Source organism: Pseudomonas sp. A39, assembly GCF_058145955.1.
In genome coordinates this window covers 1-17,602 of record NZ_JBYVMD010000075.1, presented here as the reverse complement: position 1 = coordinate 17,602, position 17,602 = coordinate 1, and the positions used below count along the sequence as shown (strand labels likewise).

Here is a 17,602-nt window from a genome sequence, read left to right as displayed (position 1 = left end):
AAAAGACTGGGACTGCTGCGCAGTCCAACGGGAGCAAGCTCCCTCGCCACAGGTACAGTGTTTGCCCTTAACTGACTGGCATTACTCTACTGAGTGGCTTTTTCTTTGTGTTTGGAGCGGGGAACGAGACTCGCATCTGGGGTCCTACCTATTGAAATATAAGGATTTTATTTTCTTGCCGAAGCAGGAAAAGACTCAATTCCGGGCTCATTTTCAATGGGTATCAAGAGCACAAAAAAGCACACTCCAAGCCATGCTATCGGGTTCTACCCATCGCCAATCGGGTCTCATTAGCGGGTTGTACTGCTGGCGTACTCTAGCTTAAGAAAGGAACTTAAAACGCCAGTAACAGAGCACCCGTGCCAGCCGAAAACAGGCCGACAGTGCGAATGAGCATTGCGCCACCGATTGGCCTCCATCGCGCCAAGCCATAGCCGGTTGCGTGCAGCGCAGATGTTGCTGCGACAAACCCGACGGCATACCACGCAGGGCTGGCCATCTGCGGCAATTCAATCCCATGGGCAATGCCGTGCGCCAGCCCGGCCAGTCCGGTGATTACGATACTGACAGCCATCGGCGGACTCGCAGCTACGGCAACCAGCAAACCCAAGGCAAGTACCGAGGCAGCAATACCGTTTTCCAGATACGGCACCGAAAACCCGTCAAACCCCAACAAACCACCCAATAACATGCAGCTCACAAAGGCCACCGGCAACTTCCACCTGGCACTGCCCTTCTGTTGCGCAGCCCACAAACCCACTGCAAACATCGCCAACAGGTGGTCAATTCCGGTCAACGGGTGAGTCACACCCGCCATCAGACCTGACTCATCATGGCCGGGATGGGCAAATGCCAAAGCCGGCATTACACAAAGCGCAGTACAAATAATCACACCCGCAGATTGAATTTTCCGCATGAAAGGCTCCTTGGGTCAGTCACCAAACCCAGTCGCCAGCAAACGTATTCGCCGGCGCATGGGCAGACAATAGGTTTACAGCACCGGGGGTTTAGGGAATGCGCCACGGGCTTGTTCGTAGGCCTGAGCAACGCGCAACGCGAGGGCGTCCTGGAAACGCGGGGCGACGATCATCATGGCTACCGGCAACCCGTGCGCAAGCCCCGCCGGGATCGACGTCGCGGGGTGCCCCGTGAGGTCAAACGGTGCGGTATTGGCGAGCATGTCCAGTGCACTGTGCACGTACTCCTCGACGGGCGCATCCGCGGCGGTCAACGGCGTAGCTACGAACGGCATGGTGGGCATTACCAATACATCAAAATCCTTGAATGCCTCGTCGTACTGGCGCGTCAGCTCCGGTACCAGCATCCGTGCCTTGGCGTAGTAGGCGCCATGCAGGTGTTTCAGGCTGTAGTGACCGGTCAACGCGACCGCTCGCACGCTACTGGACAACGCGTCGGCGTGTTCACGGCGTTTTTCGCCGAAGTAACTCATGATGTCCGGGTCGTAATAACCGTCGACGTTCATGCCATAACCATTGCCCTGCAGCATCTGATACGCCGCGCCGTCAGTGGCAATCACGTTCCACAGATCCAAAGCCACGCCCGTATGCCACGGAGCACTCGCTTCGCCGACGCTGGCGCCCAGGTTTTCAAGCTGGGCGACCGCCGCCTTGACCAGTGCATCCACCTGCGGCTCGGACATTCCCGGGATCGCAAAACCCTCTCGCAGCACGCCGATTTTCAAGCCGCTAACGCCCTGGTCCAGCGTCGCGAGACAGTTAACCGCCGGCGGATTTTTCTGCCGGGAATCAAGCCCGTCGGCCCCCGCAATGACGTCGAGCATCACTGCCACATCGCGCACGTTATTGGCCATCGGGCCCACGTGATCGATGGTTCGCTCAATCGGGAACGCCCCGGTGTAAGGCACCAGGCCGTAAGTCGGTTTGTGACCTACGATGCCGCTCCAGGCTGACGGCATCCGGATCGAACCGCCCTGATCGCCGCCGATGGCCATGTCGACTTCGCCAAGCGCCACCAGCACCGCGCTACCGCTGGACGAGCCGCCTGCATTGCGCGTCAAGTCCCAAGGGTTTTTAACCGGGCCACTGGCGGAGGTGAAACTTGCTCCAGAAAAGCACAGGTCTTCACATACCGACTTGCCGACCACCGTGGCCCCGGCCGCCAGCAAGCGTTTGACCACGGTGGCGTCTTCGGATGGGATATAACCGTCCAGGCTCAATGAGCCGTTAGCCATGGGGACGCCAGCCACCGACACGTTGTCCTTGATGACCACGGTCTTGCCGGCGAGTGGTCCTTGCGTTGCTCCGACGATTCGAGTTTTCACGTACCACGCGCCGTGCAGGTTGTCTGCCTCGGCGGCTTTGTTGTATTCGCGCTCAGGCGGTTGCTGCGCGACGTTGGCGGCGTACAGCGCATCGATGGTTTCATAGGAGTTCAACGTTTCGTCGGCCAGGTTGAGGAATGCCTCCATCTGGCTATCCGTCAGGTGATAACCGTGGTCTTCGGCGGCAATCAGAAAATCGGCTTTACTGGGGCGTTTTACGGACATGGTGTTCTCCAAGTGACGTTAAGAACCACCCGATATCGGGCGATCATTGACTCGAACCGGCAGTGCCCAATGCACAGGTTACGGCTCGCTCCGGAGGACTCCATTGTCCACGCCGGTCGCCACGCGGTGATCCATACCTGCCAAGGGAGGCGTATGGCAAACGTCCACGCAGAAGAGGATCAAGCCCTCACTGGCTTGATGCTCAAAGGCTGTTCAGGAACAGGCTTGTCGCAACAACTCGTGGGCCTTGACCAGCGCTTCGGCGATTTTTTCCACCGGTTCGCGCTTGGCCATGGCTTGATCCCGCAAGGCGTTATAGGCATCGGTCTCTGACATGCCCTTGGTTTCGATGAGGATTATTTTGGCCTGCTGCACGGTGCGCATTACCGCCATGCGCCCTTCCAGGCGCTTGACGTGCCTTTCCCGTTCACGAGCCTTGCGTGACTGACTGAGCGTGATTGCCAGAGCGGTCAGCAAACCGAACGACCTGACTGGCGAAGGAATGACAGAGCAAGCGTTCAGTTGCACCAATGCCTCGACGATGATCGGGTTCTCATAGGCAATCACCGGAATGATCGGCGGCGTGCTGGCGTGCAGCAGCCAAGGCGTATTGGTCGACAGGCTTTCCGGCGACACCGCCAACACGATCACGTCAGCCTCGGCAGTCAAGCGCTCCGGAATCGGCCATTGCACACGCACCTGACAACCGATGCGCTGCAACTGTTCGATCAGGTTGCGCCCGTCATCGTCATCGGGGTGCATCACCAATACGCTGACGTCGCGCAGGTCCTTGATGCCCCCGGCACCGTCGTTGCGCAGGCGTTTCTTGGCGGCGCGCAAGGTCATGGACGTCTCCCCACCGAACCGGACCATTCATTGAAATTGGGTGCAATGGCATAAGGGTCAGGCTTGAGTGCACCCTGGCTCTCGTAAAGGATGTCGAACTGGCCTTCGACATTAGCCCGGCCGATCCGCGAAAACAGGTACGTATGGTGATTGTTGGCATCAATCCGGATGCGTCCTTGTGGCGCTTCGAATTCCAGCCCGCGCATAGCCTGCAGCACATCCTCCACTTCAGTGCTGCCCGCTCTGACGATCGCCTTGGCCAGCAAGTGCACCTGAAAGTACGCCGCCTCCCAGCAACGGTCGGTGACCTGATGTTGACCAAACAACTCGCGGTATTGGGCGATGCATTGGCGGTTGGTCGGCGTGTCCACCGACTGAAAATACGTAGCCGCCGAAATATGCCCTGCGCCCAGATGAACCCCCATTTGCTTGATGTCGGTTTCGCTGGTCGTCAGGCTGGCAATCGGCATCACTGCCGGGTCAAAGCCTGCGTCGGCGTAGGCCTGGTACAAATGACCCATGGTTTCGCCAACGACCGTCGAGAAAATAAACGAGGGCTTGAGCTCCCTGGCCTTGACCATCAACTTGGCAAAATCTTCGGGACGTGCGTTTTTCAGCGGCAGGTAGTACTCGCCCAGCTTGGTGCCGCCACGCTCGTACAACAGGTCGCTCATCAAGCGATTGGTTTCGTACGGGTAGACGTATTCGGAACCGATCATCAACACGCGATTGCCGAAGTTGTCGAGCATGTAATTGCCCAGCGGTAACGCATTGTGATTCGGTGTGGCGCCGGTGTAGATGATATTGCGCGAATACTCGAAACCTTCGTAATACACCGGGTACAGCAACAGCGCGTCGTAACGCTCGACAATCGGCAGTGCCGCCTTGCGTGCAGCCGAGGTGTAACAACCAAAGAAAAACCGCAGGTGTTCGTCGCGGATCAGCGATTCGATGTGCATGGCGTACAGCGCAGGCGTTGAATCGGGGTTGCGGGTGATCAACTGCAGCGGGCGACCATCGACTCCGCCTGCCGCATTGATCTGCGCAATTGCGAACTGCGCGCCGCGCATCGTCGAGCCCTCGGCAGCCGCCGTGACACCGGTATCGGAAAACAGACCGCCTATGCGGATCGACTGGTCAACCATGCCTATAAACCTTGTTCAACGTGAGAAAAGACACCCGCTCGTGGATGGGGTCTGGAGGCCTGTGCAAAAAATGATTGAGCGGAACGCCGTATAACGCAACGGCTGCTCTCAGGCGGGTTGTGCCTGGGGCTGGCACGACAACGCTGTCAGGGCCAGTCATGCGAGGGGCCTTCCACACCTGCCGAGGATGGGCGTGTGACAAGGGACCCTGCGAGGGTGTTGCCTGTCGCTCATGCAGATAGTGGGCCACACGCAATGGGCGACCTGCCCGCGTAACGCCAGCCGGTTTCAATCCCTGTCTTGGAGCCAACCCATGCCGTCCCCACACTCACGGTATTGGTGCATTTATGCTGCATTCGCGCCAAAGCAGCGCAGGCCAGTGACACACGGCAATAGATGCAGGAGTGGCTCGCACGCCCCTTCAACTGCCCGGAAAACGCCTTGGTCGCAATTGGCACTGCCCTTGCTATAACTCTCCTGAGACATCGCGCCAGCTGTTTGCCCTACGCCCCCTTGGCAGGTAGGGAAGCACCTCGCGTACGACTGGATCGGACACAGCTGTCCCGCCAGATTCGGCACAAGAAGCCTGATTTCCCGACTATTGATTTGGCCGGGATGTCGGGCTTTTTTTATTCCTGGAGAGAAGTGAATGCACAACGACAAACGCCGTTTGATCAAGCATGCCCTGTTGCTGGGTGCCTTCAGCCTGCTGCCGTTTTCACTGGTCAGTCAGTTGCAGGCAGCCGAGACCGTGAAGGTCGGCATCATCCACTCGCTCACCGGCACCATGGCCATGAGTGAGGCCTCGGTGGTGGATGCGGAGAAACTCGCCATCGACGAAATCAACGCCAGTGGCGGCGTGCTCGGCAAGACCATCGAACCGATCGTCGAGGACGGCGCCAGCGATTGGCCGACCTTCGCCGAGAAAGCGCGCAAGCTGTTGGAAAACGATCACGTTGTCGCCACGTTCGGCGCCTACACCTCAGCGTCGCGTAAAGCGGTGTTGCCGGTGTTCGAACGCAACAAGGCGTTGCTGTATTACCCGACGTTCTATGAAGGCCTGGAAAAATCCCCTGCCATCATTTACACCGGTGCCGAAGCGTCGCAGCAAACCCTGGCAGCCGTCAGCTGGTTGATGGCCAACAAAGGCAAGACCGTGTACCTCGTGGGCTCGGACTACATCTGGCCACGCACCACCAACAAGCTGGCGCGGGCGTCGGTGACCAAACAAGGCGGATCCATCGTGGGTGAGGATTACCTGCCTTTAGGCAATATCGAGTTCTCCTCGGTGATCAACAAAATCAAGGCCGCCAAGCCCGACATCGTGCTGTCGACCATCGTCGGTGGCTCAAACGTGGCGTTCTACAAACAACTCAAGGCCGCGGGCATCGACAGCAGCAACCAGACACTGATGGCGCTGGCCGTGACCGAGGAAGAAGTCACCGGCATCGGCGCCGAAAACCTCACCGGTTTTCTCACGTGCATGAGCTACTTCCAGAGCCTGAAAAACCCGGTCAACGAGAAATTCGTCGCCGCCTTCAAGGCCCGCTATGGCGAGAAACGCGTGGTCGGCGACCCAATGGCTGCCGCGTACACCGCCGTGTACCTATGGAAAAAAGCCGTGGAAAAAGCCGGCAGTTTCGACGTCCCGGCCGTGATCGCCGCGTCCTCGGAGCTAACCCTCGACGCGCCTGAAGGCGAGGTCAAAGTGCACAAGGACAACCACCATCTGTGGAAGCGCGCGCGCATCGGCACCATCAACGCCCAGGGTCAGGTTGACGTAATCTACGAGTCTGCGCCCATCGAGCCCAACCCTTTCCCGAAACTGTGATGCAGGATCGGGTGCGATCTGACTCGCGCCCTCTCCCGCCCACGCGGTCCGCCAACGTGCAGCGACAGGTAGCGACGCAATGACTTTCGATATTTTGGTGATGCAAGTCTTCAGCGGGTTCTCGCTGTTCTCGGTGTTGGTGCTGATGGCCCTGGGGCTGACCATCGTGTTTGGCCTGATGGGTGTAATCAACATGGCCCACGGCGAGTTGATGGCGATGGGGTCTTACATGACCTACGTCACGTCCGTGGTGTTTGCGCGCTACTTTCCCGACTACATGGGCTGGTATTTCGTGATCGGCATCGGCGTGGCGTTCGTCGTGACCTTCGCATTTGGCTTCTTGCTCGAACGTTGCTTTATTCGCTTCATGTACAACCGCCCGCTCGACACGCTTCTGGCGACCTGGGGCCTTTCGCTGGTGCTGCAGCAGGTGTTCCGCCAGGTCTTCGGGCCCAAGGAGGTCAGCGTGCCCACGGTGCAATGGCTGCAAGGCGCCTGGAAGATCAGCGAAGGCCTGGAACTGCCGCTCAACCGGATTTTCATCATTGGCCTGACACTGGTTATCGCCGGCGCCGTGTTCCTGTTTTTGTACCGCAGCCGCTGGGGTTTGCGTATTCGCGCGGTGACTCAGAACCGCGCCATGGCCGGAGCGGCCGGCATCAACACCGCCCGCGTCGATGCGGTCACGTTTGCCCTGGGCTGCGGGTTGGCCGGGATCGCCGGCAGCTCGTTCACCATGCTGGCCTCGACCGGCCCGGTGAGCGGCCAGCAATACCTGGTCGACACCTTCATCGTCGTGGTGTTTGGCGGGGTGGAGAGCTTGCTGGGCACCTTCCTGTCGGCATTCGCCATCGGCCAAACGCAGATTTCGCTGGAATACCTCACCACCGGCTCCATGGCCAAAGCCATCACGCTGCTGGTGGTGATCGTGCTGCTGTTCTTCCGCCCCAACGGCTTGTTCGCCGCGAAAGTGAGACGCTGAGATGAACGATATGACTGAGACGCCCCTCACCCGTTCCAGCACTTCGACGCCGACCCCGCGCCGGCTGCGCGCCGGGTTGCTGCCATTGCTCGAGCGCCACAGCCTGATCTGGCTGTCGCTCCTGTTGCTGGTGATATTGCCCCTGAGCCTGGGCGACTTTCGCCTGGGCCTGGCCGGCAAATACCTGAGCCTGGCGTTCTGCGCCGTGGGGATGGTGATGATCTGGGGGTACGGCGGGATACTCAGCCTGGGTCAGGGCATCTTCTTTGGCCTTGGCAGCTACATGATGGCGATGTATCTGAAACTGGAAGCCACGGCCACCGACGAAGCGGCGAGCGCGCTCGCCGCCTTCTACGGCTCGGCGTTGCCGGACTTCATGATCTGGAACAGCGTCGACGCACTGCCCTGGTGGTGGAAGCCTTTCGAGTCAGCGACATTCACCTTTGCGGCGATCCTCATCCTCCCGGCATTGCTCGCATTTGTGTTCAGCTACGCGTACTTCAAGAAGCGCGTAGGCGGCGTGTACTTCTCGATCATCACGCTGTCGTTGGCAGCGATCATGTCAATCATGATCATCGGCCAGCAAGGCTACACCGGCGGGGTCAACGGCCTGACCGACTTCAAGACCGCCTTTGGCCTGAGCCTGCAAACGCCTCAGACGCCCTGGATTCTGTACTTGATCACCACCCTGTTGCTGCTGGGTTGCGTGGCGTTGTGCGGGTTCATCCTGCGCAGCCGGCTGGGCAAAGTGGTGGTGGCGATCCGTGACCGCGAGGACCGCGTACGGTTTTCCGGCTACAACACGGCGCTGTTCAAAGCATTCATCTTTGCCGTGGCGGCGCTGATCTCGGCGCTCGGCGGGGTGATGTTCACCCTGCAGGTCGGCCTTGCGTCGCCGTCGCTGGTGGGCATCATCCCCTCGACCGAAATCGTCATTTACGCAGCCCTTGGCGGGCGTCTGTCGCTGGTCGGTGCGGTGTACGGCACGCTGTTGATTGGCGTGGCCAAGACTTATCTGTCGGAAAATTTCGTCAACTTCTGGCAGTACTTCATCGGTTTTCTGTTCATGGGCGTGGTGCTGTTCTTACCGACCGGGCTGGCCGGTTTGCTGCAACGCCTTGGCCACAACAAACAGGAGGTGCAGTCATGAGCGGTCTGTTGCTGAGCGTCGAAGACCTTACGGTGTCGTTCGACGGATTCAAGGCAGTGGACAGCCTTAATTTCTATGTCGAGGAAAACCAGGTGCACGTGGTGATCGGCCCTAACGGCGCGGGCAAGACCACCCTGCTTGACATGATCTGCGGCAAAACCCGCCCAAGTGCCGGCAGTATCCGGTTCAAGGACCTGCAACTGGCCAACATGATCGAGTACCAGATCACCCGCGCAGGCGTTGGGCGCAAATTCCAGAACCCTTCGGTGTATGAAGACCTCACCGTGCGCGAGAACCTCGACATCTCATCGCCTGGCAAACGCGGCATTTTCAACTGCCTGTTCGCCCGCAAAGACCCAGCCCTGCAAGCAGAGATCGAGCAGACCGCCGAGATGATTTTCCTGCAGGACCAACTGGGGCGCAAAGCCGGGCTGTTGTCCCACGGGCAAAAGCAGTGGCTGGAGATCGGCATGCTGCTGATGCAACGCCCGGAACTGTTGCTGCTGGACGAGCCGGTTGCCGGCATGAGCGCAGGCGAGCGGGAAAAGACCGCCGGCCTGCTCAAGCGCATCGCCAAGGGCCGCGCCATGGTAATCATCGAGCACGACATGGAGTTCGTGAAGTCAGTGGCTGACAAAGTCACCGTCCTGCACCAGGGCAAGACCCTGGCCTACGGCTCGATGGATCAGGTGCAAAACGATCCTCGCGTCATCGACGTCTACCTGGGGCACTGAGCATGCTGACCGTCAATAACCTCAACGTGTATTACGGCGACAGCCACGTGCTGCGCAACCTCGACCTGACCCTCGCACCGGCCGAATCGCTGGCGATCATGGGCCGCAATGGCATGGGCAAGACCACCCTACTCAGAAGCCTGGTGGGCATGCTGCCGGCGCGCAGCGGCAGCATCACGCTGGCGGGCCAGGAACTCAGCGCCAGCAAGAGCTATGAGCGAGTCGCCGCCGGGGTGGGCTTCGTGCCGCAGGGGCGGATGATTTTTCCGTACCTGACGGTGGAGGAAAACATCCTCACAGGCATGCAGGGCGCCCCAGCCGCATCGATTCCCGACTACATCTACGAGTACTTCCCGGTGCTGTTCGAGATGCGCCGACGCAAAGGCGGCAACCTCTCTGGAGGCCAGCAACAACAGCTGGCGATTGCCCGTGCATTGGTCTCCAACCCCAAAGTGCTGATCCTGGATGAGCCGACCGAGGGCATTCAACCATCGATCATCAAGGACATCGCCCGCGCCCTGAACCTGCTGAAAAAAGAACGGGGGTTTTCGCTGATCGTCTCCGAACAGGTGCTGTCGTTTGCGATGGCGGTGGCCGACCGTTACCTGATCATCGAGAAAGGCGAGTTCGTGCACAGTGAGGTCCGGGAAACCGTCGACCGCGAACGAATCCTGCGCTACCTGACTATCTGAAACCGGACCTGGGAGCACACACTATGTTGATCCTTGACCGCATTCTGGGCCAGGCCAGCGACCCTGCCATCGCCGACCGTTTGCATGACCTCAGCCATGCAGGCCAGGTTGAAACCCTGAGCCTGTCGGCCGGCGACATTCAGCGCCACCGCCTGCGCCTTGCCAGTGATCGCGGCACCGACTGTGCGATACGGCTGGAGCGCCATCAGCAACTGCGTAACGGCTCGGTGTTGATGCTCGACGGTCAGCGCGCCATCGTCGTGCAAATGCAGGACGTGCACTTTCTCGACCTGCAACCGCGGGACGCTGCCGCCGCGCTGGAACTGGGGTATTTCGCCGGCAACATGCACTGGGCCGTGCGCTTTGCAGGCACTACGTTGCAGATCCCGCTGAATGGCCCGGAGGCTGATTACCTCGAGCGCCTGGCACCGATGCTCGCGGACGGCCGGGTGCTGCGCCTATGAGCACCGCACCGGCCGAGTTGCGCAGCAGCCTGTTGGTGCTGCAACAGGCAGACAGTTTTTTCCCCGGTGGCGCGGTTGCCTGGTCATGGGGGCTGGAAACGCTGGTGGCCGATGCACACCTGGGGCAGCACGCCGCGATGACCGACCCAGTCCCTGTCAGGCGCCGTCAGCGCAACCTGCAGAATGATCGCAGCGTTCAGGTACGGGCCTTCGTCGAAGGACAGTTACGCCATCGCTGGAACAGTTTTGACCGAGTGTTTTTGTACGCCGCCTGGCACGCAGCAACTGACGTCGCCACCGTGATGGACCTGGACCGTCAGATAGAGGCTCTGACCCTGGCAGAGGAACTGCGTCAGGGCTCACGTCGCGTTGGCCAATCGTTGCTGGGCGTGCATGTCGCGCTCGGTACACCCGGCGCTGCCGCTTACCAGCAACACGTGCTCGCCCGAGCAACGCCGGGGCATTTGCCGGTGCTGCAGGGGCTGCTGTGGAAACGACTCGGCATGCAACTCGATCACTGCCAACTCGCTGCCGCCCATGGGTTATGCACCGGACTGGTCAGCGCCGCTGTGCGCCTGGGCGTAATGGGGCATGTGGATGCGCAGCGGGTACTCACGGACATCCAGCCCCTGCTGCTGCAACTGCTGGCTCAGGAACCGCTCGCCCTAGACGACGCCAGCGGCTTTACACCCATGGCCGAGATCGCCGTGATGCGTCACGAAATCCAGGACCTCCGTCTTTTCGCCAATTGAGGTGACGGGCACGAAAATGCCTGCTGCCGACACAGGAGCTTGAACATGCTGCTGACGCCCACCGAACTTGAGCGGCTGACGCTGTACACCGCCGCCGAACTTGCGCGCAAACGCCGCGCCAAAGGGCTGCGCCTGAACTTTCCGGAAGCCTCGGCGCTGATTGCCGATGAGATACTGGAAGGCGCCCGTGAAGGTCGCAGCGTGGCCGACCTGATCGGTTTCGGCTCGACGCTCCTCAATACTGACGATGTCATGCCTGGCGTGGCCGATCTGCTGCCGGTGCTGCAGGTGGAAGGTACGTTCCCCGATGGCACCAAACTGGTCACCGTGCATCAGCCGATTCGACCCGGGCAGTTGCCGTTGGCTCTCATGCCGACGCCAGGCGAAATCATCTCGCCCGAGTGCGATATACAGCTCAACAGCGGTCGCCCTACGACCACCGTACGGGCCATCAATACCGGCGACCGGCCGGTGCAAATCGGCAGTCACTACCACTTTTTCGAAGTCAACAAAGCGCTGGATTTCCCCCGCGCCGCCGCCTTCGGCATGCACTTGGACATTCCTGCCGGCACCGCCGTGCGTTTTGAACCGGGGGAGTTGCGCGAAGTGCAGCTGGTGCAATTCGGCGGCACGGGTGACATCCACGGTTTCAGCGGTTTGACCAATGGCAATCTGCACGATCCGGCCTGCAAGGCCATCGCGCTCGAACGGGCACGCGCCCAACAGTTCAAGGGGGCGTGACCCATGGCAACGATGACTCGCAAGGAATACGCCGCGATGTACGGCCCCACCACCGGCGACGCCGTGCGCCTGGGAGATACTTCGCTGCTGGCCGAGGTGGAGTTCGACTACTCGGTACCCGGCGATGAATGCCTGCACGGCGGCGGCAAGACGCTGCGCGACGGCATGGGCCTGATGCCGGGGCATGACAGTGCAGACGGCGCGCTGGACATGCTGATCTGCAACGCGCTGATCATCGACCCGGTGATCGGCATCGTCAAAGGCGACATCGGCATCAAGGACGGCAAGATCGTGGCGATCGGCAAGGCCGGCAATCCGCAGGTCATGGACGGTGTCCATCCGCAGCTGATCTGCGGCGTCGCAACCACCGTGCGCGACGCTGAAGGCCTGATTATCACGCCCGGCGGGATCGACGTACACGTGCATTTCGACTCCGCGCAACTCTGCGATCACGCGCTGGCGGCGGGCCTGACGACGCTGATCGGCGGCTCGCTCGGGCCGATCACCGTGGGGATCGACTGCGGCGGCGAATGGAACGTCGGCAAGATGCTGCAGGCCTCTGAAGCCTGGCCAATCAATTTCGGCTTTCTCGGCAGGGGCAATTCCAGCAAGCCGGAATCGCTGCTCGGCCAACTGCGTGGTGGTTGCCTGGGGTTGAAGATCCACGAGGACTGGGGCGCGATGCCTGCCGTGATCGATACCTGCCTCAAGGTGGCCGATAAATACGACTTCCAGGTGCAACTACACACCGACACGCTGAATGAATCGGGCTTTCTCGAAGACACACTGGCCGCCATCGGCGACCGCACGATCCACATGTATCACACCGAAGGTGCAGGCGGCGGCCACGCCCCGGACATCATCAGCGTGGCGGGAAAATCCAACTGCATCCCCTCCTCGACCAACCCGACCAATCCGTACACCGTCAACACCTTCGACGAGCATCTGGACATGATCATGGTCTGCCATCACCTCAATCCGGACGTGCCGGAAGACGTGGCGTTCGCGGAATCCAGGGTGCGGCCGCAGACCATCGCCGCCGAAGACATCCTGCACGACACCGGCGCGATTTCGATCCTCGGCTCCGACAGCCAGGGCATGGGGCGCATCAACGAGGTGATCTGCCGCACCTGGCAACTGGCCTCGAAAATGAAAGAGCAACGGGGTCGTTTGCCGGAAGAAAAAACTGCATTGGGCGACAACGAACGCATCAAGCGTTACATCGCCAAGTACACGATCAACGCTGCGCGGGTGTTCGGAATCGACAGTTACATCGGCTCGCTGGAGCCGGGCAAGATCGCTGACCTGGTGCTGTGGCGCCCGGCCTTTTTTGGCATCAAGCCGGAGTTGGTGGTCAAGGGTGGTTTTATCGTGCACGGCGTGATGGGCGACTCGGCAGCCTCGTTGTACACCTGCGAACCCCTGATCATGCGCCCGCAATGGGGTGCCTTTGGTGACGCCAAACAGGCGTTGTCGGTGAATTTCGTCAACCGCCTTGCGGTGGAGGCCAATACCGCCGAGAAACTGGGCCTGAAAAAAGCCCTGTTGCCGGCCTTCGGCACCCGCACGCTGCGCAAGTCCGACATGCTGCACAACGACGCCTGCCCGGAGATTCGCGTCGACCCCCAGACCTTCGACGTGTACGCCGACGGTGAGCGCCTGACCTGCGAGCCGGTCAGCGAAGTGCCCTTGGCCCAGCGCTACATGCTGCGCTGATCACAGCCAATAAAAGGAACCTGATAATGAGCACTGCATTCAATGCCGTACCGCAGCCGCAAGCTCATCCCGGTGCCGCGCGCGTCGGGATCGGCGGCCCGGTCGGTTCGGGCAAGACACGCCTGCTGGAGCAACTGATTCCGCGCTTCATCGCGCGCGGCACCGAGCTGGCTATCATCACCAACGACCTGGCGACCCGCGAGGACGCCGAACGGGTGCAGCGCAGCGGCCTGATCGACCCACAACGGGTGCTCGCGGTGGAAACCGGCGCCTGCCCGCACACGGCGATCCGTGAAGACCCGACGCTGAACCTGCAAATGGCCGATGAACTGGAAGCGCGATTCGAGAACCTCGACCTGATCCTGATTGAGTCCGGCGGCGATAACCTGGCCTCGACCTTCTCGTTGGATCTGGTGGATTACTGGATCTTTGTCATTGATGTCGCCGGCGGCGATGACATCCCACGCAAACGAGGGCCTGGCGTGTTGAGCTGTGATCTGCTGGTGGTCAACAAATATGATCTGGCGCCCTATGTGGGCGTGGATCTGCCACGCATGCGTCGCGAATCAGCCGAAGCCCGCAACGGCCGGCCCGTGCTGTTCACCAACTGCGCGACGGGTGACGGGGTCGACGCGGTAGTCGACGCCATCAGCCGTGCCGTGTTGTTTGACCGACCATGAACGCGCCGCAGGAACTGCTTCGCCCATTGATTGCCCCTCCCCAGGCATCGTCGCCGGTACAGGCCCGGATTGCCTTCAGCAAAGCGCCGTCCGGCGCCAGTTATATCAGCGAACAGCGCGTGGGCTATCCCTTTCATCTGGGCCGCCTCCTGAAGCTGCCGGACGACCCGAAAGGCATGGCCGCCGTGTATGTGCAGTCGTGCTCGGGCGGGATTTTCGCAGGGCAGGATTTACAGATGTACCTGCATGCCGGGCCGGACACTCAAGTCCATGTCAGCACTGGCGCAGCGACGGTAGCGCACAGCATGCTCGAGCATTCGGCACGCCAGACCGTCAGCCTCACCGCCGAACGCGGGGCATTGCTTGAGTACCTGCCAATGGCGACGATCCTGTTTCCCCAGGCAAAACTGCACAGCCAGGTAAGGGTGAATCTGCATCCGGGCGCCAGGGTGATGCTGTGCGACGCGTTTTGCCTGCACACCCCTCAAGACAGTGCAGGCCTCTTCGATTTCTACCGCGCCGACCTGGAAGTGCGCTGTCCGGCAGGCCGCTTACTGGCCGGCGATCGCCTGGCGCTGAGCGGGCAAGACCTACTGCGGCAATTACCGGGCGTCAGTCATACCTTCCAGACCCTGGCGACATTTATGCTCGTGGGTCAGGGCTTACCTGTTGAAGCGCTGAAAACTGCCTTACGCAATGCTCTTCCCGCTCATCCCGACAGCTACCTGGGCGTCAGCGCATTGCCCAACGATTGCGGGGTTTCATTGCGCATCATGTCCCTTGATGCCGTATCACTGCGCAACAGCCTTCACAAAGCGTGGGCGTGTGTGCGCGAGCATCTGACCGGCGTGGCACCGCGTATACGTCGAAAATGAGCGCTGATGGCGCTTTCCTCACTGCATCCGTTACGCACCTCACGTTTGAAAACGTAAGTCGTTTGAATCTTAAGCACAGTAAGCGTGCGAACTAAACCGCTTGCAGCTCAAGTCTTAATATTTATTAACCGCTGATTGACACGCTGTCCGTAAAAATCCGTTGGGTCGCATCTAGCGCGCGCCAGATCGAGCTTAATTATTGATATTGAGCTTTGTTTAAATGGGTTTTGGCAATCAGTGCAGTCGTTGCTACGCAACATGCCAGTGCACCACTAAAAAACCCCGCCTCCCTTGCAGGAGAGCGGGGCTTTTTATTAGTGCGCTGGATCAGAACTTGTACGTTATGCCCAGGCCGAAACCGTTGGAGCTGTTTTCGTACTTGGCGTTGTAGGACGAACCCAAAGCGTTAGCCCTTTTGATCTTGACCGGTTCTTCCTTGAGGTAAGAGTAAGCCAGATCGACGGTCATATTATCCATCACAGCGTAGCCCAAGCCCAAGCTGAAAATGGTTCGATCACCGGTAGGAATTCGTGGCGAACGGTCAGTATTGTTGGTGGGTGACTGGTCGAAGGTCAGGCCGGTGCGCACAACAACCTGTTTAGTGAGTCGATACGAGGTACCCAGAGCGTAAGCCCAAGTATCATGCCAGTTCTGTGGTTCTAAAATCTGAACTACGATTCGAGGTGCGAGTGCGCCGTTTGCTGTAGTCACACCTTCGTTGTTGATCGTAATCTCTTTGAGGCGGCTCCAACGGGTCCAAGTCGCACCGCCATACAGTTTCCAGGCATCGCTAAGGTCTTGAGTGACCGAGGCATCCCACGATTCAGGGGTGTCAATTTTCAACGAAGCATCGTAACGGCCTGCACGCAGGTAAGCAGCTGGAACTCCGGTTCCAGGCGTCACTTCAGTATGGCCTTCGAGCTTGTATTTCACCTTCGAGTGGTAAGTCAGGCCGACGCGCGTTGTGTCAGTGGCTTGCACCAGGATACCGGCGTTGAAGCCAAGAGCTGTGTCGTCACCTTTGATTTTAACCTTGCTGTCTCCGGTGCCGGCGAGCCCTGGGAGCGGTAACGATGCCAGGCTTGGCCGAGACTCAAGGTCGCCGACAATCCGATTGATAGTCGGACCAAAACCGATCGAAACCTTGTCATTGAAGGCGTAGCTGACGGTCGGTTGGAAGGTAATAACCGACACTTCGCTCTTGCTACCAAAAGCACGGCCTTGGAAACTGTTTTCGTAATCTGTCTTCAAGCCGAATGGAGCGTAAACGCCGAAGCCGATAGCCCACTGGTCGTTAAGTCTGTTGGTGTAGAAGCCGAACGGGACTCCGATCAAAGGCACCATGTCACCTTTGTTGCTGCCCGACGAACGCCCCCCAGTGTCCTTGATATCGGTGGAGCCGTCGATGAATGCAACACCGCCCGTAACCTGCTGGCCTTGCAGGCGAGCCATACCGGCGGGATTACCATAAACAGTGCTTGCGTTATCAGCAGATGAAGAGCGGCCTGCGAAACCTATCCCCATCCCAGCGACGTCTTGTTCGTTAAGGGCAAAGCCACTTGCGAAGACGTGGGAAGATGCCATAGCTACGGCAAGGCTAAGTGTAGTGTTGAGCATTACTTTTTTCATTATTATAACTCCGAGTGATCACCGCTTTGAAAAACATCAATACCTTCAAGATTGCGCCATAGTTTAAACGTCGAACATAAGGACATTTCCAGGACAATCCGGCGAAACTTTTTTTGACAACTATTTGAATCTCCCCGGACAACTTCCAGGAAGTCTTCCTGCCTCGGCGCCGATTACAGGTCGGGCACTACGAATTGCGTCACGAAAGATTGAATCCATGCTTTAACTGCAACACCCGTGGCACCTCCATAAGCATGGTGGATACAATGTGGCTAACCTCTACGCTTGCCCCAACTACATCGACTTGGCATATATATATGGCTTCAGCAACCCGGCTTTGAGCTATTTATGGTCCGGCGCTCGATACAAACGCTTCATCCACCTTGGCCAGGTCGGTGTCGCGCAAGTTGCCGGCGTAGTAATGCAATTTGGTCCAGGCCATCAGGTAGTCGTAACGCGCCTGGGCCAGGTCGCGCCGGGTGCTGTAGAGCTGCTGCTCGGCGTTGAGTGCATCAAGGTTGACCCGCTCACCGCCCAGGATGCTCTGCTTGGTCGACACCACCAGCGCTTCGGCCGAGGCCAGGGCCTTCTGATACGCACGCAATTTGCTCACCCCCGAGAGGCAGGCGCTGAACTGCCGACGCAGTTCGATCAGGGTTTCGCGGGTCTTGCCCTCCAACTCGTACTCGGCCTGTTCCATGGCGCGGCTGGCCTGGCGGGTGGAAGCCGAGATGCCGCCACCGGCATACAGCGGCACGCTCACTTCGACGCCGATGGTGTTGGTGTCGTAGCGCTGGTTGTAAGTGTTGCCGCTGTCGGACTCCTGCTGGCGCGAGCT

General features: G+C 59.6%; 17 protein-coding genes. 11 read left to right on the top strand and 6 right to left on the bottom strand.

Going from position 1 to position 17,602, the window contains the following annotated elements; all coding sequences use genetic code 11:
- Positions 1-334: 334 nt before the first annotated feature.
- The 4 genes from AC3ZU9_RS29940 to AC3ZU9_RS29925 form a co-directional block, all read right to left on the bottom strand.
- A complete protein-coding gene (locus tag AC3ZU9_RS29940) occupies positions 335-916 on the bottom strand; it encodes a HupE/UreJ family protein (protein ID WP_122810580.1) in 582 nt (193 codons plus the stop codon).
- Positions 917-991: 75 nt separating this feature from the next.
- The gene (locus tag AC3ZU9_RS29935; protein ID WP_122810579.1) at positions 992-2,527 is read right to left on the bottom strand and encodes an amidase; all 1,536 of its coding nucleotides are present in this window, start codon (positions 2,525-2,527) and stop codon (positions 992-994) included.
- A gap of 213 nt (positions 2,528-2,740) precedes the next feature.
- Entirely contained in the window at positions 2,741-3,373 is a 633-nt protein-coding gene (locus AC3ZU9_RS29930; RefSeq protein WP_122810578.1) for an ANTAR domain-containing response regulator, read from the bottom strand.
- Positions 3,370-4,518 carry a transporter substrate-binding domain-containing protein gene (locus AC3ZU9_RS29925; RefSeq protein ID WP_122810577.1) on the bottom strand — a complete coding sequence of 383 codons (1,149 nt, stop codon included), beginning with the start codon at positions 4,516-4,518 and terminating at the stop codon, positions 3,370-3,372. The genes AC3ZU9_RS29930 and AC3ZU9_RS29925 overlap by 4 nt, the downstream gene beginning before the upstream one ends.
- Before the next feature lie 649 nt (positions 4,519-5,167).
- Between AC3ZU9_RS29925 and urtA the strand changes: the two genes are divergently transcribed.
- From urtA to AC3ZU9_RS29870, 11 genes are all read left to right on the top strand, one after another.
- On the top strand, positions 5,168-6,349 hold the full coding sequence (gene urtA / locus AC3ZU9_RS29920; protein WP_122810576.1) for an urea ABC transporter substrate-binding protein: 1,182 nt from the start codon (positions 5,168-5,170) through the stop codon (positions 6,347-6,349).
- Between the two features lie 79 nt (positions 6,350-6,428).
- Positions 6,429-7,331: an urea ABC transporter permease subunit UrtB gene (gene urtB, locus AC3ZU9_RS29915; RefSeq protein ID WP_027603389.1), complete on the top strand. Its 903-nt coding sequence runs from the start codon at positions 6,429-6,431 to the stop codon at positions 7,329-7,331.
- 1 nt (position 7,332) lies between these two features.
- On the top strand, positions 7,333-8,481 hold the full coding sequence (gene urtC, locus AC3ZU9_RS29910; protein ID WP_122810575.1) for an urea ABC transporter permease subunit UrtC: 1,149 nt from the start codon (positions 7,333-7,335) through the stop codon (positions 8,479-8,481).
- Entirely contained in the window at positions 8,478-9,215 is a 738-nt protein-coding gene (gene urtD / locus AC3ZU9_RS29905; protein ID WP_027603387.1) for an urea ABC transporter ATP-binding protein UrtD, read from the top strand. The genes urtC and urtD overlap by 4 nt, the downstream gene beginning before the upstream one ends.
- Positions 9,216-9,217: 2 nt before the next feature.
- Positions 9,218-9,907 (top strand): urea ABC transporter ATP-binding subunit UrtE, encoded by a 690-nt coding sequence (gene urtE, locus AC3ZU9_RS29900; protein WP_122759048.1) that lies wholly within the window; start codon positions 9,218-9,220, stop codon positions 9,905-9,907.
- A gap of 23 nt (positions 9,908-9,930) precedes the next feature.
- Positions 9,931-10,371, top strand: coding sequence for an urease accessory protein UreE (gene ureE, locus AC3ZU9_RS29895; protein WP_122810574.1), 441 nt, complete (start codon positions 9,931-9,933; stop codon positions 10,369-10,371).
- A complete protein-coding gene (locus AC3ZU9_RS29890) occupies positions 10,368-11,123 on the top strand; it encodes an urease accessory protein UreF (RefSeq protein ID WP_122810573.1) in 756 nt (251 codons plus the stop codon). The genes ureE and AC3ZU9_RS29890 overlap by 4 nt, the downstream gene beginning before the upstream one ends.
- Before the next feature lie 45 nt (positions 11,124-11,168).
- Positions 11,169-11,864 carry an urease subunit beta gene (locus AC3ZU9_RS29885; protein WP_122810572.1) on the top strand — a complete coding sequence of 232 codons (696 nt, stop codon included), beginning with the start codon at positions 11,169-11,171 and terminating at the stop codon, positions 11,862-11,864.
- A 3-nt stretch (positions 11,865-11,867) separates the two neighbouring features.
- Positions 11,868-13,580: an urease subunit alpha gene (gene ureC / locus AC3ZU9_RS29880; protein ID WP_122810571.1), complete on the top strand. Its 1,713-nt coding sequence runs from the start codon at positions 11,868-11,870 to the stop codon at positions 13,578-13,580.
- 26 nt (positions 13,581-13,606) lie between these two features.
- Positions 13,607-14,260, top strand: a complete 654-nt coding sequence (gene ureG / locus AC3ZU9_RS29875) for an urease accessory protein UreG (protein ID WP_122810570.1) — start codon at positions 13,607-13,609, stop codon at positions 14,258-14,260.
- Entirely contained in the window at positions 14,257-15,135 is an 879-nt protein-coding gene (locus tag AC3ZU9_RS29870) for an urease accessory protein UreD (RefSeq protein ID WP_122810569.1), read from the top strand. The genes ureG and AC3ZU9_RS29870 overlap by 4 nt, the downstream gene beginning before the upstream one ends.
- A gap of 327 nt (positions 15,136-15,462) precedes the next feature.
- On the opposite strand, the gene AC3ZU9_RS29865 is transcribed toward AC3ZU9_RS29870, so the two are convergent.
- Both AC3ZU9_RS29865 and AC3ZU9_RS29860 read right to left on the bottom strand, forming a co-directional pair.
- Complete coding sequence (locus AC3ZU9_RS29865; RefSeq protein ID WP_122810568.1) at positions 15,463-16,764, bottom strand: OmpP1/FadL family transporter; 1,302 nt, start codon at positions 16,762-16,764, stop codon at positions 15,463-15,465.
- Between the two features lie 346 nt (positions 16,765-17,110).
- Positions 17,111-17,602: TolC family protein (locus AC3ZU9_RS29860; protein ID WP_490091721.1), on the bottom strand; the 492-nt coding region annotated here is incomplete at its 5' end.

Coding starts and splice junctions, on each gene's coding strand:
- AC3ZU9_RS29925 (WP_122810577.1), bottom strand. CDS start 4,518: ATGGTTGACCAGTCGATCCGCATAGGCGGTCTGTTTTCCGATACCGGT.
- AC3ZU9_RS29935 (WP_122810579.1), bottom strand. CDS start 2,527: ATGTCCGTAAAACGCCCCAGTAAAGCCGATTTTCTGATTGCCGCCGAA.
- ureE (WP_122810574.1), top strand. CDS start 9,931: ATGTTGATCCTTGACCGCATTCTGGGCCAGGCCAGCGACCCTGCCATC.
- AC3ZU9_RS29865 (WP_122810568.1), bottom strand. CDS start 16,764: ATGAAAAAAGTAATGCTCAACACTACACTTAGCCTTGCCGTAGCTATG.
- urtC (WP_122810575.1), top strand. CDS start 7,333: ATGAACGATATGACTGAGACGCCCCTCACCCGTTCCAGCACTTCGACG.
- urtA (WP_122810576.1), top strand. CDS start 5,168: ATGCACAACGACAAACGCCGTTTGATCAAGCATGCCCTGTTGCTGGGT.
- AC3ZU9_RS29890 (WP_122810573.1), top strand. CDS start 10,368: ATGAGCACCGCACCGGCCGAGTTGCGCAGCAGCCTGTTGGTGCTGCAA.
- AC3ZU9_RS29940 (WP_122810580.1), bottom strand. CDS start 916: ATGCGGAAAATTCAATCTGCGGGTGTGATTATTTGTACTGCGCTTTGT.
- urtE (WP_122759048.1), top strand. CDS start 9,218: ATGCTGACCGTCAATAACCTCAACGTGTATTACGGCGACAGCCACGTG.
- urtB (WP_027603389.1), top strand. CDS start 6,429: ATGACTTTCGATATTTTGGTGATGCAAGTCTTCAGCGGGTTCTCGCTG.
- urtD (WP_027603387.1), top strand. CDS start 8,478: ATGAGCGGTCTGTTGCTGAGCGTCGAAGACCTTACGGTGTCGTTCGAC.
- ureC (WP_122810571.1), top strand. CDS start 11,868: ATGGCAACGATGACTCGCAAGGAATACGCCGCGATGTACGGCCCCACC.
- ureG (WP_122810570.1), top strand. CDS start 13,607: ATGAGCACTGCATTCAATGCCGTACCGCAGCCGCAAGCTCATCCCGGT.
- AC3ZU9_RS29930 (WP_122810578.1), bottom strand. CDS start 3,373: ATGACCTTGCGCGCCGCCAAGAAACGCCTGCGCAACGACGGTGCCGGG.
- AC3ZU9_RS29885 (WP_122810572.1), top strand. CDS start 11,169: ATGCTGCTGACGCCCACCGAACTTGAGCGGCTGACGCTGTACACCGCC.
- AC3ZU9_RS29870 (WP_122810569.1), top strand. CDS start 14,257: ATGAACGCGCCGCAGGAACTGCTTCGCCCATTGATTGCCCCTCCCCAG.